Source organism: Streptomyces sp. NPDC028368 (assembly GCF_055565615.1).
In genome coordinates this window covers 443,729-458,009 of record NZ_JBVHTY010000005.1, presented here as the reverse complement: position 1 = coordinate 458,009, position 14,281 = coordinate 443,729, and the positions used below count along the sequence as shown (strand labels likewise).

Below are 14,281 nucleotides of genomic sequence, written 5' to 3'. Positions count from 1 at the left end.
GAGCGGGCCATTCGGGTGCTGCTGGCGGATGACGAGCATCTGATCCGCGGGGCGCTGGCGGCGTTGTTGTCGCTGGAGGACGATCTGCTGGTGGTGGCGGAAGCCGCGTCGGGGCCGGAGGCCCGTGCGATGGGGCGGGCGCATGAGCCGGATGTGGCGGTGCTGGACCTGCAGATGCCGGGGGCGGACGGTGTGGCGGTGGCCACATCTTTGCGGGACGAGGTGCCGGGGTGCCGGTCGATGATCGTGACGAGCCATGGGCGGCCGGGGCATCTGAAGCGGGCGCTGGAGGCCGGGGTGCGGGGGTTCGTACCGAAGACGGTGTCGGCGCAGCGGCTGGCGGAGATCATTCGTGCCGTGCATGCCGGAAACCGCTATGTCGACCCGGAGTTGGCGGCGGATGCGATCAGCGCCGGTGATTCGCCGCTGACGGTCCGGGAAGCGGAGGTGCTGGAATTCGCCGGGGCCGGGGCGCCGGTCGCGGAGATCGCGCAGCGGGCCGCGCTGTCGCAGGGGACGGTGCGCAACTACCTCTCGTCGGCCACCGCGAAGCTGGGCGCGGAGAATCGCCACGCGGCGGCGCGCCTCGCCCGCGAACGGGGGTGGCTATAGTGGACCCCGCACCGCACGCTTCGGCGGCGGTCAGGCGGACGTAGCTCAGTTGGTAGAGCGCAACCTTGCCAAGGTTGAGGTCGCGAGTTCGAGCCTCGTCGTCCGCTCAGGGAAGTAACGGGAAGGCCCCGGTCGGTAGGGATATCGACCGGGGCCTTTTCGTGTGCCCTGGCGGGCCGCGCCTGCTACGACCAGGCCAGACCGGTCAGACGCTCGTAGGCCTCGATGTACTTGGCGCGGGTGCGGTCGACGATCTCCTGCGGGAGGGCCGGCGGCGGCTCCTCGCCCGTACGGTCCCAGGCCGCGGCCGGGGAGGTCAGCCAGTCACGGACGAACTGCTTGTCGAAGGAGGGCTGGGCGCGGCCCGGCTCCCACTCGTCGGCGGGCCAGAAGCGGGACGAGTCGGGCGTGAGGACCTCGTCGGCCAGGGTCAGCACCTTCTCGCCCCCGGGGCGCTCGTCGAAGCCGAACTCGAATTTGGTGTCGGCCAGGATGATGCCGCGCTCGCGGGCGATGTCACGGGCCCGGCCGTAGATGGCGAGGGTCGTCCGGCGGAGCTCGGCGGCGACGTCGGCGCCGACCTGGTGGGCGACCTCTTCGTAGGAGACGTTCTCGTCGTGGTCGCCGACGGCGGCCTTGGTGGCCGGGGTGAAGATCGGCGTGGGCAGTTCGGAGCCGTTCACCAGGCCTTCGGGCAGCGCCAGGCCGCAGACCGTACGGGACTGCTGGTATTCGGCGAGGCCGGAGCCGGTGAGGTAGCCGCGGGCCACGCATTCGACCGGGACCATGGCCAAGGACGTGCAGACCAGGGTGCGGCCGGCCCAGTCGGCCGGGGCGCCGGCCGGGACGTCGGTGGAGATGACGTGGTTGGGGGCCAGGTCGGCGAGCTGCTCGAACCACCACAGGGACAGCTGGGTCAGGACGCGGCCCTTGTCCGGGATGTCGGTGGGCAGCACCCAGTCGTACGCGGACTGGCGGTCGGTGGCGACCATGATCAGTTGGCCGTCGGCGTTCTGGTAGAGGTCGCGCACCTTGCCCGTGTGCAGGTGGGTAAGCCCCGGGACCTGCACAGGCTCGGGCTTTTCTACGAATCCGGACACGCTGCCTCCGCGTAGGTTGATCCAGGAGTCGCCACGATTCTCGCGCATACGGAAGGGGATCTTCGCCTCAGGGTGGCCGGGCCCCGATCAGGACACCGCGCGGGTTCCGCGGAGGGCGACGACGGCGAGGGTGAGGACGGCCAGGACAGCGGCGCCGGCGAGGATCGCGGGCGGCGAGAACGCACCGGTGAGCAGGGTGAACGCGTACGGGGCACAGAAGCCCAGGTAGCAGACGGTCCAGAAGCGTGCGGTGAGGCGGGCCAGCCGGTGCGGCGGGGCGAGGGCGGCGACCTCGGTCAGGCCGTATGCCACGCACAGTCCGTATCCGGCGCCGAGCAGGGCCGCGGCCGCCAGGGCGACGGCGGGCTGGGTGTGCGCCACGGCGAGAGCGGCGATCAGAAGGCCGACGGCGATGGCGGTCAGTCCGGCGAGGGCGGTGGCGATGCGGTGCCGGGCGGCGAGGCGGCGGGCGAGCGGGGCGACCAGGAGGCCGGCACCCGGGGTGACGGCGGTGACGATGCCGGCATAGACGGTCTGCCAGCCGTCGAGGTGGGCGTCGACGAGTCCGGGGACGACGGCGAAGGCGAGGGCGGGGGCGGCGAACACCCAGGGGGCGACGGGCAGGACGAGGCGGCGGAAAGTCCGGGCGAAGTCCTCGGCGGGGGCGGGAACTCCAAGCGCGGGCCCCGAGTTCACTGTGTGTAGCGGAGAGGTTCTGGAGGGTGAGGATTCAGGGGCGCGGGCGGCGGAGATGCCGGCGGCCGTGGCGAGGAGCAGATGGGGGACGTAGGCGATGACCATGGGGTGCGGGGACCACTGGGCGATGAGGGCGGCGGCGAGGCCGCCGGTGGCGAAACCCGCGGACAGAAAGAGGCCGGAGCGGCGGGCTGCGGCGCCGGGGGTGGCGGCGGTGCCGTACGGCGGGGAGGAGAGTTCCTTGATCCAGACGCTGCCCGCGGTGAGCAGGGCGCCCGCGCCGACGCCGGTCAGGAAGCGGCCGGGCCAGAGCAGCCAGGCGGCGGCCGGGCCCACCATCAGAAGACAGGTCGACAGAAAGGAGACGGCGAGAGCGACGTAGACGACAGGGCGGCGGCCGTGGCGGTCGGCGAGGGGACCGCCCAGGAGGAGGCCGGGGATCAGGCCGAGGACATAGACGGCGAAGAGAGCGGTGGTGGTGGCGGTGGTCAGACCCAGGTCGGCGCGGTAGGCGCCGAGGAGGGCGGAGAACTGGTTGGCGCTCCAGCCTGAGGCGGTCATCAGCCAGCCGGCACGGAGCCAGTGGCGGGCGCCGTGCGGGTGGCGGCCGGTGGCAGATATTGCGCCAGGGGTTGCCGTGGTCGTCATGAAGCCATGTGTACGGGCCGCGCGGGTGTTGGCGCCTCCCCCGTTCAGGAAAGGTGAACGGCCAGGGGAGTCGGCCGCAGCCCCCGCTTATCGTGGCGCGTATGGATCTGCGACGGCTGTCTTCCTTCTTGGCGGTGGTCGAGGAGGGGCACTTCGGGCGGGCGGCGGCGCGGCTGTTTCTGTCGCCGGCGGCGGTGACCGGGCACGTACAGCAGCTGGAGCGGGAGTTCGGCACCCCGTTGCTGGAGCGGAATCCCGTGGCGCCGACCCCGGCGGGGCGGCGGCTGGTCTCGCATGCCCGTGCGCTGCTGGCCGCGGCCAACGCCGCCATGGACGATGTGGCGGAGGCGGCACAGGAGACGCCGCCGACGCGGCCGCTGCGGGTCGGGGTGATGGGGCACGGATCGGCCGAGGTGACCCCGGCGGCGGTCAACGCCTTTCGCCGGGCGCGGCCCGAAGTCCCTTTGTCCCTTGTGCAGTTGACGTTCACCGAGCACTTCAGTGCACTGCGCGAGGACCGGGTGGATGTGGCGTTCATGCGGCCGCTGTTCCAGGCCGAAGGGATCGAGGTCGATGTGCTGACGACCGAGCAGCGGGTCGTGGTGGTGCCGGCGGCGTCCTCGCTCGCGGACGCGGAGCGGGAGGGCGTGCGGCTGGCGGACATCATCAACCTGCCCTTTCACCGCCTGCCTCCGCACACGCCGCGGCCCTTCACCGACTACCTGTATTTCGGCGAGGGCCAACGGCGCGGCCTCGACTACACGCTGACCCCGCAGGACTGCCTGACGAGCGTGGCCGCGGGCCGGGGCGCCGGCTCGGCACTGAAGTCGTTCGCGCGCTTCTACCCGTGGCCGGGGACGGTGTACATACCGGTGCTGGACGCACCGTGGGCGCACAGCGTGCTGGCGACCCGGGCCGGGGACGCGAATCCGGAGGTGCGGATCTTCCGTGCGCTGACGGTGGCGCTGGCACGGGAGCTGGGGCCGACGGCTTCTCGGTAGGGCTCGCGGAGGGAGGGGCGGGCCCTTGCGGCTTGCGGGCGCGCAGGGCGGCGTGGCCCGTCGGGCGGCGGGCCCGTACGACGGCAAGCCCCTGCGGCTGCGGGCCCGTACTGCGGCGGATTTTTGCGGCCGCGGCCCGTACAGCAGCGGCCCGTCAGGTGCGCGGACCTCCAAGCGGGCGGCCCGCCCGCTCGTGCGGGCGCGGCCGTCAGTCACGCTTGCAGATTCAGTCGCGCTTGCAGATGCGGTCCAGGAGGTTGGCCGTGGCGCGTTGGACGCGCTGGTCGACGTGGCCGGGGCGGTCCAGGGCCGGCGACCAGGCGAAGGTGCCAGAGGCGAAGACCAGGGCGCCGCTGGGGGCGCGGTAGAGGGAGGTCTCCTGATGGCGGGTGGTGCCTTCGCCGTCGCGGTACGGGGAGTGGGCGAGCAGAATGCGCCGGGTGTGGTCGGGGAGGGCCGTGCGCGGGAAGTAGCGGTCGGCCTCGCCCGCCACCAGGCCGGGAAGTTCGTCGCCTTCGTGGGCTCCGGTGGCCTCCCAGAGCCAGTGGTCGCCGTTGCGGACGACAAGGGGGGCCGGTTCGGGCACCCGGCCCGCGTACTGGATGCCCATCAGGCGCTGCTCCGGGTCGCCCATCTCGCGCCACAGGGACGGGCGGCCGGGACCCTGGCGTTTGCGGCAGTTGAGGAGGGAGTCCGGGCCGGAGGGGGACGGCGAGAGCTCGACCTGCCAGTACATGGTGTTGGCGGAGAGGAAGACCAGGGAGGTGCCGGAGTCGCGGGCGTGCTCGACCGTGCGGCGCATGGGGACCGACCAGTATTCGTCGTGGCCGGGGAAGACCAGGCCTCGGTAGCGCGTCGGGTCGACCCGGCCGGCGTGCAGATCGCGGGCGTCGGCGTAGGCGAGGTCGTAGCCGTAGCGCTCGGCCCAGCGGATGAAGTCATAGGCGTGGCCGACATGCAGGGGGAGGCCGGCTCCCGCGTACGGGCGGTCGAAGGAGACGGTGGTGGCGGCGTCCTGCTCGCCGAGCAGCGCGCCCTTCTCGTCCCACGCGTGGTAGAGGCTGGCGCCGGTGCGGCCGTCCTCCGGGTAGAGGTTGTACGCCTGCCAGGTGATGTCCGGCAGGAGCAGGAGAAGGTCGGCGGGATGGTCGTCGCGGACCGTGAAGGGGATGTGGGAGCGGTAGCCGTCGGCGGTGGTCAGGACGGCCACGTAGGCGCCGAGCTGCCAGTAGGCAGGGACCTGGAGGCGCCAGGACAGCCACCAGTGGTGGCAGGAGATCGTGCGGTCGACCGTGAGCGGAGTGGGCTGCACGATGCCGGCCAGGCGCGGGCTGGTCGTGATCTTGTAGGCGCCGGCCCCCGCGTAATGGCCGATGCGGTAGATGTCGATGCTGAACGGCTGCGGCGGGTCGACCGAGACCCGGAAGTCGATGGCCTCGCCCGGAGCCACCGCGCCGGTGCTGGCGAAGCCCTTGATCTGGCGGCGGACGTCATCGGCGGTGCGCGGGCCGTTGTGCTTCCGCGGCGCCGGAACCCGCAGATCGCCCTGGGCGACCGCGGGATCGACGTACCAGGGGACCACCTTGCCGGAGTCGAAGTAGTTCTCGCTGCCGCGCAGCCACGGCAGCGGTCCCTGCCCGAACGGGTCCGTGACCGCGTGGGCGAGAGCGCCCGACTCCCAGCGCCTGATCTGTTCCGTGCCCACCTTCCGCTCCCCTCCCGCGTCCCCATTGGCCGCGGCCGACATCGGCCGTTTCGGTATGACGGGTTGCGTTATGTCCCCACCGCACGCATGCGGCTCCATGCCCAGCACATCACATTACGCACCCACTTCGTCACCCTTCGTCGTGAATTTAGAGCCCCTTGGCCCGAAACACGAACTGGAGGGGAACATTCAGCCGGTGCGGCCGGGGCCTGAGCCCCGGCTCACACCAGCCTGACCGGCTTCTCCGGGCGGACGCCGACCGTCGTCAGCCAGCCACGGAGCGGTTCGGCGTCGCCGTCGTCCACCAGGCTGAGCACCGGGAGGCCGAGGTCGGCGCGGCGGGCGCCGTCGACCAGCAGGGCCGGGCCGTCCAGCCAGTCGAGGCCGGGGGTGGCACCCGCGGTGTCCACGGCGGCGCAGCACACCATGGCCGTGACGTGGTCGGCGAGCAGCTCGCGGCCCGTACGGGGCGGCTGCAGCGGGAAGAGCGGGAGGCCGCCCTCGGCCAGGCCGTCGCCCCAGGCCACGCCCGCCGCGGCGTCCTGCGCGAAGGTGCCGCAGGCGGCCTGGCGGGCCGCTTCCTCGCGCTCCTCGCGGGCGACCTCGGCGCCCAGCCGGGCGGCGACCAGGTCACCCGCGTGGTCGTCGCGGGCGAGCCGGTCGATGACCCGGGCGAGCGTCGGGCCCGCCGCGGCCGCCGCCAGGTCGTCGGCGGTCAGGCCGGGAGGCGGGTGGCCGGCGGGTGTGTGGCCGGTGGGCGTGTGGCCGGTGGGCGTGTGGTCGGTGGGCGTGTGGCCGGGCGTGTGGCCGGTGGGCCGGTCGGCCGAGGGCCGGGAGGCCGCGGCCGTACGGGCGGGGGTACGGGCGTACGAGCGGGCCGCGCCCGCCGCCGAACCGGCCGCCGTGCCCGCCGTCGTGCCCGCCGCCGTGCCCGCCGCCGTCGGCGTTCCGGCCGTCGGGCCCGGTCCCTGGCCGGCCGGCGGGAGGTCCGCCGCCGGAAGCTCGTCCAGGACCCGGTGCAGACGGGCCGCCTCCAGGCGCCACTTGCGGTCCACGACCTCCTCCGGGTACTGGTTCCAGCCCACCGGGGACCAGTCGGGGCCTGGCTCGGACGGGCCGCCGTGGAAGAGCCGGGCGGCCAGCAGGGAGGCGGCGCGGTCGATGGCGCCGGGCTCCTCCAGGAGGTCGCAGGCGGGCCGTTCGCCGAGCCGGGAGGCGAAGCCCTCGGCGAGGCGGTCGCGGCGGGAGAGCTCGGTGAGCGCGGAGACCACCCCGGCGTCCAGCCGGGACGGCCAGCGGCCCATCCGCCAGGCGGGCAGCGCCACCCGGGTCAGCAGCCGGTCCCAGCCCGCGTACGCCAGCCCGACCTGCTCCTGGGCAACGATCCGCAGGCCGTAGTCGACGCCCTGGGCGCGCTCGGAGGCGGCCGCGGCGACCCCCCGTTCCATGATCGTGGCGTGGTCGCGACAGGCCCGCAGCAGCAGCCGCGCCACCCGGCCGACGAACCGCAGCGGCAGACCGCGCAGCGGGCCGGCGGCGCGGGCGGAGACCGCGACGGCGGCGTCCAGCCCCCGGATGAAGCGGCGGGCGGCCGCTATGTCGGGGTGCGCGGACGGGCCGGTGCCGGCCACGACCGGGGCGAGCAGGGCGCGCAGCTCGGCGACCCGCATCCACCACAGGAACGGCGAGCCGATGACCAGGACCGGCGCCTGGGACGCCGGGTGACCGTCGACGCGGCGGGGCGGGCCGTGGGCGCGGTGCGTACGGTCCTCCAGCCAGCTGTCGCAGTCGGGGGTGAGCGCTATCGCGGACGGCGCCGGGACCTCGAGGCGCTCGGCGAGATCGCGCACCAGGCGGTAGAGATCGGGGGCCGACTTCTCGGAGACCGGCACGGAGGGGCTGAGCGCGGGCCTGGCGCGGGCCACGACCGCGGTGACCAGCACAGCGAGGAGCAGCGCCAGCACCGCGAGGCCGCTGACCGCCCAGCGGGCGGCGTCCCAGCCGGTGCTCGCGCCGAGATGGCCGGTCGCGCGGCCGGCGAACAGCACCACGGCAACCGCTGCGGGCAGCAGCGCCACGGCCATCGCTGTGCTGCGGATCCGCAGCACGGCGAGGGCGCGGGCGCGCGCCGCCAGGACGCCTGTTTCCGGACTTGCCACGAGCCTGTACACCCCCTGCTGTCCTGATGGAGCCGGACGGAGAGAACACGGGACGGACTGACGAAAATTGCGCATTGTGCGGGCAAGCGGGCTCGCTCGGGGGCGAGCCCACTTCACCACCACTGTGGCACCCGCCACTGACATCGCAATGCCGGTGAGCCACTTGCCGGACGCCGCCGCGGCAGCCGTGCCGATTTCCGGCGCGGCCACTGCAGGACGCTTGCGCGGCACCCTAGTTGGGGGCGGGGGCCCCGTCAGCGGATCCTTGGCGTCGTCACTCGATGGAATGGCTTTGGGTAAAGCCGGGAACCTACGCCCCCGGCCGCTTCCCAGGGCCTGCCGGACACGCCTCAGGCCTGCGCGGCCTCGTCCGCCACCTTGGCGGCGATGTCCGTACGGTGCTGGGAGCCGTCCAGGGAGATCCGGCCCACCGCACGGTAGGCGCGCTGCCGGGCGGTGGTGAGGTCGGAGCCGATGGCGGTGACGGACAGCACCCGGCCGCCCGCGCTGAGTACCGCGCCGGAGTCGTCGCGCTTGGTGCCCGCGTGCAGCACATACGCCTTGGGGGCGTCCTGCTCGGCGACGTCGGCGAGGCCGGAGATCGGGTCACCGGTGCGCGGGGTGTCCGGGTAGTTGTGCGAGGCGATGACGACGGTGACGGCCGCGCCGTCGCTCCAGCGCAGCGGCGGGAGGGCGGCGAGGGTGCCGGTGGCGGCGGCGTGCAGCAGACCCGCGAGCGGGGTCCTGAGGCGGGCGAGGACGACCTGGGTCTCCGGGTCGCCGAAGCGGGCGTTGAACTCGATCACGCGGACGCCGCGCGAGGTGATCGCCAGGCCCGCGTAGAGCAGACCGGAGAACGGGGTGCCGCGGCGGCGCAGCTCGTCGACGGTGGGCTGCAGCACGCTTGCCATGACCTCGTCGACCAGCTTGGGGTCGGCCCAGGGCAGCGGGCTGTACGCGCCCATGCCGCCGGTGTTGGGGCCCTGGTCGCCGTCGTAGGCGCGCTTGAAGTCCTGGGCGGGCTGGAGCGGGACGACGGTCTCGCCGTCGGTGACCGCGAAGAGGGAGACCTCGGGGCCGTCGAGGAATTCCTCGATCACCACGCGGTCGCAGGCCAGAGCGTGTGCGCGGGCCTCCGCGGCGTCCTCGGTGACGACGACGCCCTTGCCGGCCGCCAGACCGTCGTCCTTGACGACGTACGGCGCGCCGAAGGCGTCCAGCGCCTCGTCGATCTCTTCCGGGGTGGTGCAGACGTAGCTACGGGCAGTGGGAACGGCCGCGGCGGCCATCACGTCCTTGGCGAAGGCCTTGGAGCCCTCGAGCTGGGCGGCCTGGGCCGAGGGGCCGAAGACCGGGATGCCGCGGTCGCGTACGGCGTCCGCGACGCCCGCCACCAGGGGGGCTTCGGGGCCGACGATGACCAGGTCGGCCTCCAGGCCGACGGCGAGTTCGGCGACGGCCGCGCCGTCGAGGGCGTTGACCCCGTGCAATTCGGCCACCTCGGCGATACCGGCGTTGCCGGGAGCGCAGTGCAGCGCGGTGACGTCGGGGTCGAGGGACAGAGAGCGGCACAGGGCGTGTTCGCGGGCGCCGCCGCCGATGACGAGGACCTTCACGGGGGCAGCCTAGACGAACGCACCAGAGGGCCGGACGTCGGCCGTGCCCTGATCACACAAGGGCCGCGCAGCGGCCGGAAATCGTCCGCCGTCACCGGGGCAACTCTCCGGGGCAACTCTTTCGGGTGAGGCGCCCGGTCGCCTTATACCGGATCCACCACCACTTCTGGGCGGAAATCAGGCGATCTTGCGAGGGACGCCAACCGTTCGGCGGTAGGAATGGGGGCTGCGCGCAACGGCAGTCTCGTACTCCCCCATAGCCCCAAAGGCATGGGAGGGACCCCCGTCGCGCGCACCGCACGGATCCGTAAAGAGGGAGCACGGGTGAGTCAGCCGGAGATGCAGCCCGAGGGGCTTCCCCGGAGGGAGGGCGGGCAGAGGCGGGGGCAGGGCCGCGAATGGCGTTGGGACCGGTATCGCGACCGGGACCGGGACCGGGGTCGTTTCCGGGACCGGCAACGGGGCCGGGACCGGGAACACGACCGAGAACTGGAGCAGAACGAAGGATACGGCCGCGAGCGGGGCCGGGCGCAGGGCCGGGTCCGGGGCCGCGAGGACCTCGCCGGGCGGCTGTTCCCGCTCGGCGACTGGGGGGAACCGGCCGACCGCCTGGACGCGCTCTATCTGTGGACCGAAGAGGGCGCACTGCGCGCCGCCGACTGGTACCTCCACGACCGGCAGGCCAAGCGCCGCGGCGCGCGGGCGCTGCGGCTGGGGGCCGCGGCCGGGGTGTCGGTGGGCGGACTGCTGCCGCTGCTGGATTTCGCCGGGGCCTGCGACGGCGCGGCGCCCTGGGGCTATCTGTCGCTGCTGGTGGCGGCGGTGTGTGTGGGCTGCGACCGGTATTTCGGGGTGAGTGCCGGGTGGATGCGGGACCTTGCCACCGCCCAGGCGATCCACCGCCGGCTGGAGGCGCTGCAGTTCGACTGGGCGTCGGAGAGCGTGCGCGAGGTGCTCGGGCCGGCCGAGGGCACGGCGAGCGAGGCGGCGGAGCGCTGCCTGGGGGTGCTGCGGCGGTTCAACGAGGACCTCGGGGAGCTCGTACGGACCGAGACGGCGGACTGGATGGCGGAGTTCCGGGCCGGGCCGGTGCCGTCGGCGACGCAGGCGCTGGTGCCGTGGGCGGCGCCGCGGCAGGAGAGCGTGGAACCACCGACGCGGTTCATGCTGCCGCCGGGCACCCGGCCGAACATGCCGCGACAGCGGCCACCGGAGTCGGGGCGCTGAGGGGCGGCGCCCCCTGGCGGTGGGGCCGAGCGGCGGCCCCAAGTCCCCGAGCGGCGGCCCCAAGTCCGCGAGCGGTGGCCCCTAGGGGGCGGGCGAACACATCCCGTAGGGGATGCGAGCGCCCCCTTCGGGGCCACAACCGCGGGGGCTGCGGGCGGTATTCCCGCATTCCCGCAGACCGTGGGTGTCCGGCTGAGTTCTCGTGGAGGTCCGGCCGAATCCCGTCGGTGCCCAGGGCCTGTCCGGTGGATCGGCGTCGGACAGGCCCTAGCTGAAGACGATCATCGAGCCCTGCCCCAGGCTCCTGGTGGCCGCCGCATGCAGCCCCAGCCACACGTGCCGCTCCCTGGCGAACGGGCCGTCGTCCAGGGGGACGGCGCCCGCCCGCTCCTCCAGCGAGGTCGGCCCGGCCGGCGGTTCCGGTGCGGCCGGCGGATTGGCCGGATCGATCCCCAAGGACGGCGCAACCACTTCGAGTTCGCGCAGCAGGCCGTGCGAGGACCCCAACGGGCCGCCGCCCTCGAGGAGTTCGTCGTTGGCGAGCGGATGCGGGAAGTCGACCGGGACATAGGCGCCCGCGTGGTCGTAGTGCCAGACCAGGTGGGACTGCTGCGCCGTCGCCTCGAACATCTCCAGCAACTGCTCGTAGTCGCCGCCCAGTTCGTCCACCGGCGTCACCTCCAGGCCGCACAGGCGCAGGAGGTAGGCGCGGCGCAGGAAGTGCAGCGCGTCGTAGTCGAAGCCGGCGACGGGTGCGACATCGCCGGAGAGGCCCGGCATGTAGCTGAAGACCGGGACCGGCGGCAGGCCCGCGTCCGTCAGGGCCTTGTCGTAGGCGGCGATCTCTTCGGAGAACGGATTGTCGGGGCTGTGGCACAGCACGTCCACGAGGGGCACCAGCCACAGGTCACATGCCACGAGTGAGGGCTCGCTTCCGGTCGGGGGACGGGGCACCGGCGCGCACATCAAGCTAGGGGTACGGCTACGGGTACGACCCATTACGGCCGATGGTCGGGACAGCGTAGTGCCAGCTGCGCTTTCCCAGTAGTACTAGCTGCGGCACTACCCGCGCTTCCCCACGAGGGCAAGCGAGTGCTCGTTGTACTCGGCAATCAGCCGCTGGGCCTCGGCCAGGTCGTACTGGACCAGGGCTTTGGCCAGCTGAGTGTGGCCCTGCCACAGCCGGCCCTTGAGGTCGTCCATGCGGCGCAGCAGGGGCACCGCGAACATCCAGGTCTGGACGCGGACCCGGTCGAGGAAATCGCTGATGTACGGGTTGCCCACGACGCTGCCGAGTTCGCGCCAGAACCGCAGGTCGTAGCCGATCAGGACGTCCAGGTCACCGGCCCGTGCGGCCCGCTCGGCCTCGTCGGCGCGGCGGCGGATGGAGATCAGCACCTCGGCGGAGGTGGCGCGCAGTGCGCGCTCCGCGCCGCTGCGGAAGATGCCCTCGATGATCAGCGTGCGGGCCTCGACCATGGCGACGAAGTCGTCGGCGGTGAAGGCGTGCACCTTGAAGCCCCGGTGCTGTTCGACGTCGAGGAGGCCCTGGGCGCACAGGTCGAGCAGCGCCTCGCGGACCGGGGTGGCGGAGACGCCGTACTGCTCGGCGATCTCCTTGACGGTGAAGGGGTGGCCGGACGGCAGCCGGCCGGCCAGGACCTCGTCCCGCAGCGCGTCGGCGATCTGCTGGCGCAGCGTGCTGCGCCGTATGACTGAGCTGTCTCCGCCGACGGCCATCGTGAGCGTCTCCTTCGACGACATCATGACCGCGAAGGGGGGAGCGGCCCTGGTCAACGATAGGCGAGGGATGCGGCGGCCACGCGGCGTACCTGGGACGATACGTCCCGGGCAGGCGCACGGCCGCCGCTTCACGGGTCCGGTACGGGTCGTGTGCAGGGCCCGTACGGCCAGGGGGTCAGGCCGCGTCGGTGTGCGCGTCCGCCGCCGTCAGGGCCTCGTCGAGGGCGGTCAGGCCCTCCTTGACCTCGGCTTCGGTGACGGTGCAGGCGGGGACGACATGCGTCCGGTTCATGTTCACGAACGGCCACAGGCCGCCACGCTTGCAGGCCGCCGCGAATTCGGCCATCGGGGCGTTGGCGGCGCCGGCCGCGTTGTACGGCACCAGCGGCTCGCGGGTCTCCTTGTTCTTGACCAGGTCGAGCGCCCAGAAGACGCCCAGGCCGCGGACCTCGCCGACCGAGGGGTGCCGCTCGGCGATCTCGCGGAGCGCCGGGCCGATGACCCGCTCGCCGATCTCGGCGGCGTTCTCCACGATCCGCTCCTCGGCCATCGCGTTGAGGGTGGCGACGGCGGAGGCGCAGGCCAGCGGGTGGCCCGAGTACGTCAGGCCGCCCGGGTAGGGGCGCTGGTCGAAGGTGGCGGCGATCTCGGCGCTGATCGCGACGCCGCCCAGCGGGACGTAGCCGGAGTTGACGCCCTTGGCGAAGGTCAGCAGGTCGGGGGTGACGTCGAAGTGGTCGGCGGCGAACCAGTGGCCGGTGCGGCCGAAGCCCGCCATGACCTCGTCGAGGATGAAGACGATGCCGTAGCGGTCGCAGATCTCGCGGACGCCGGCGAGGTAGCCGGGCGGCGGGACCATGATCCCGGCGGTGCCGGGGACGGTCTCCAGGATGATCGCCGCGATGGACTGCGGGCCTTCGAAGGCGATGGTCTGCTCGAGGTGGGCGAGGGCGCGCTCGCACTCCTGCGCCTCGCTCGTAGCGTGGAAGGGCGAGCGGTAGAGGAACGGGCCCCAGAAGTGCACCACGCCCGCGGAGGCGGTGTCGGAGGGCCAGCGGCGCGGGTCGCCGGTCAGGTTGATCGCGGCGGCGGTGGCGCCGTGGTACGAGCGGTAGGTGGACAGCACCTTGGTGCGGCCGGTGTGCAGCCGGGCCATCCGGACCGCGTTCTCGACGGCCTCCGCGCCGCCGTTGGTGAAGAAGATCTTGTCGAGGTCACCGGGGGTGCGCTCGGCGATCAGCCGGGCGGCCTCGGACCGTACGTCGACGGCGAAGCCGGGGGCGATGGTGCACAGCTTGGCGGCCTGCTCCTGGATCGCGGCGACGACCTTGGGGTGCTGGTGGCCGATGTTGGTGTTGACCAGCTGGGAGGAGAAGTCGAGGTAGCGGTTGCCGTCGTAGTCCCAGAAGTACGAGCCCTCGGCGCCCGCGACCGGCATCGGGTCGATGAGGCCCTGCGCGGACCAGGAGTGGAAGACATGCGCGCGGTCGGCGGCCTTGACGGCTGCCCCGGCGGAGGGGTCGGCGGCGGAGGCGGAGGGCGTCGTGGTCACGGTCAGTACCTCGGATCGGGTCGCTCGGGCCGCCGGTGGACAGGCCCGGCGAACGCCCTCAGCCTAGGGATCACGGTCTGCCGCCCGGTACCGACAGTGTGTGTGACTCCACGCACGGCCGATGGACATAATGTCCTGAAACTGCGGGCTTCCCCGGTCGGCTCCCGCCCGCACCGCACGGCCTGGGGAGCGGCCGCCGGCGGTCGCACCGCGGATGACCGC

The 14,281-nt window shown here is 73.2% G+C and carries 11 protein-coding genes and 1 tRNA gene; 4 read left to right on the top strand and 8 right to left on the bottom strand.

All coding sequences use genetic code 11. The annotated features are described in order from the left end of the window. Positions 1-9 precede the first annotated feature (9 nt). Positions 10-612, top strand: coding sequence for a response regulator transcription factor (locus ACZ4S3_RS14935; RefSeq protein WP_467932540.1), 603 nt, complete (start codon positions 10-12; stop codon positions 610-612). Positions 613-646: 34 nt separating this feature from the next. After that, positions 647-719: transfer RNA gene (locus ACZ4S3_RS14930), tRNA-Gly, on the top strand. Between the two features lie 78 nt (positions 720-797). Here the strand turns inward: ACZ4S3_RS14930 and ACZ4S3_RS14925 are convergent. After that, positions 798-1,712, bottom strand: coding sequence for a phosphoribosylaminoimidazolesuccinocarboxamide synthase (locus ACZ4S3_RS14925; protein ID WP_467932302.1), 915 nt, complete (start codon positions 1,710-1,712; stop codon positions 798-800). 87 nt (positions 1,713-1,799) lie between these two features. Next, positions 1,800-3,056, bottom strand: coding sequence for an MFS transporter (locus ACZ4S3_RS14920; protein WP_467932300.1), 1,257 nt, complete (start codon positions 3,054-3,056; stop codon positions 1,800-1,802). 101 nt (positions 3,057-3,157) lie between these two features. On the opposite strand from ACZ4S3_RS14920, the gene ACZ4S3_RS14915 reads away from it, so the two are divergent. Next, entirely contained in the window at positions 3,158-4,057 is a 900-nt protein-coding gene (locus ACZ4S3_RS14915) for a LysR family transcriptional regulator (protein WP_467932295.1), read from the top strand. A gap of 226 nt (positions 4,058-4,283) precedes the next feature. Here the strand turns inward: ACZ4S3_RS14915 and ACZ4S3_RS14910 are convergent, their stop codons facing one another. From ACZ4S3_RS14910 to purD, 3 genes are all read right to left on the bottom strand, one after another. After that, the gene (locus ACZ4S3_RS14910) at positions 4,284-5,762 is read right to left on the bottom strand and encodes a N,N-dimethylformamidase beta subunit family domain-containing protein (protein WP_467932290.1); all 1,479 of its coding nucleotides are present in this window, start codon (positions 5,760-5,762) and stop codon (positions 4,284-4,286) included. Positions 5,763-5,983: 221 nt separating this feature from the next. Continuing rightward, positions 5,984-7,846, bottom strand: coding sequence for a hypothetical protein (locus ACZ4S3_RS14905; protein WP_467932538.1), 1,863 nt, complete (start codon positions 7,844-7,846; stop codon positions 5,984-5,986). A 425-nt stretch (positions 7,847-8,271) separates the two neighbouring features. Then, complete coding sequence (purD, locus tag ACZ4S3_RS14900) at positions 8,272-9,537, bottom strand: phosphoribosylamine--glycine ligase (protein ID WP_467932287.1); 1,266 nt, start codon at positions 9,535-9,537, stop codon at positions 8,272-8,274. A gap of 324 nt (positions 9,538-9,861) precedes the next feature. Between purD and ACZ4S3_RS14895 the strand changes: the two genes are divergently transcribed. Further along, positions 9,862-10,764 (top strand): SLATT domain-containing protein, encoded by a 903-nt coding sequence (locus ACZ4S3_RS14895; RefSeq protein ID WP_467932282.1) that lies wholly within the window; start codon positions 9,862-9,864, stop codon positions 10,762-10,764. Between the two features lie 267 nt (positions 10,765-11,031). Here the strand turns inward: ACZ4S3_RS14895 and ACZ4S3_RS14890 are convergent, their stop codons facing one another. The 3 genes from ACZ4S3_RS14890 to ACZ4S3_RS14880 form a co-directional block, all read right to left on the bottom strand. Then, positions 11,032-11,682 (bottom strand): hypothetical protein, encoded by a 651-nt coding sequence (locus tag ACZ4S3_RS14890; protein ID WP_467932278.1) that lies wholly within the window; start codon positions 11,680-11,682, stop codon positions 11,032-11,034. A gap of 144 nt (positions 11,683-11,826) precedes the next feature. Further along, positions 11,827-12,504, bottom strand: coding sequence for a GntR family transcriptional regulator (locus tag ACZ4S3_RS14885; protein WP_467932273.1), 678 nt, complete (start codon positions 12,502-12,504; stop codon positions 11,827-11,829). A gap of 178 nt (positions 12,505-12,682) precedes the next feature. After that, on the bottom strand, positions 12,683-14,059 hold the full coding sequence (locus tag ACZ4S3_RS14880) for an aminotransferase class III-fold pyridoxal phosphate-dependent enzyme (protein WP_467932269.1): 1,377 nt from the start codon (positions 14,057-14,059) through the stop codon (positions 12,683-12,685). Between the last annotated feature and the right edge of the window lie 222 nt (positions 14,060-14,281).

Coding starts and splice junctions, on each gene's coding strand:
- ACZ4S3_RS14905 (WP_467932538.1), bottom strand. CDS start 7,846: ATGGCCGTGGCGCTGCTGCCCGCAGCGGTTGCCGTGGTGCTGTTCGCC.
- ACZ4S3_RS14885 (WP_467932273.1), bottom strand. CDS start 12,504: ATGGCCGTCGGCGGAGACAGCTCAGTCATACGGCGCAGCACGCTGCGC.
- ACZ4S3_RS14920 (WP_467932300.1), bottom strand. CDS start 3,056: ATGACGACCACGGCAACCCCTGGCGCAATATCTGCCACCGGCCGCCAC.
- ACZ4S3_RS14915 (WP_467932295.1), top strand. CDS start 3,158: ATGGATCTGCGACGGCTGTCTTCCTTCTTGGCGGTGGTCGAGGAGGGG.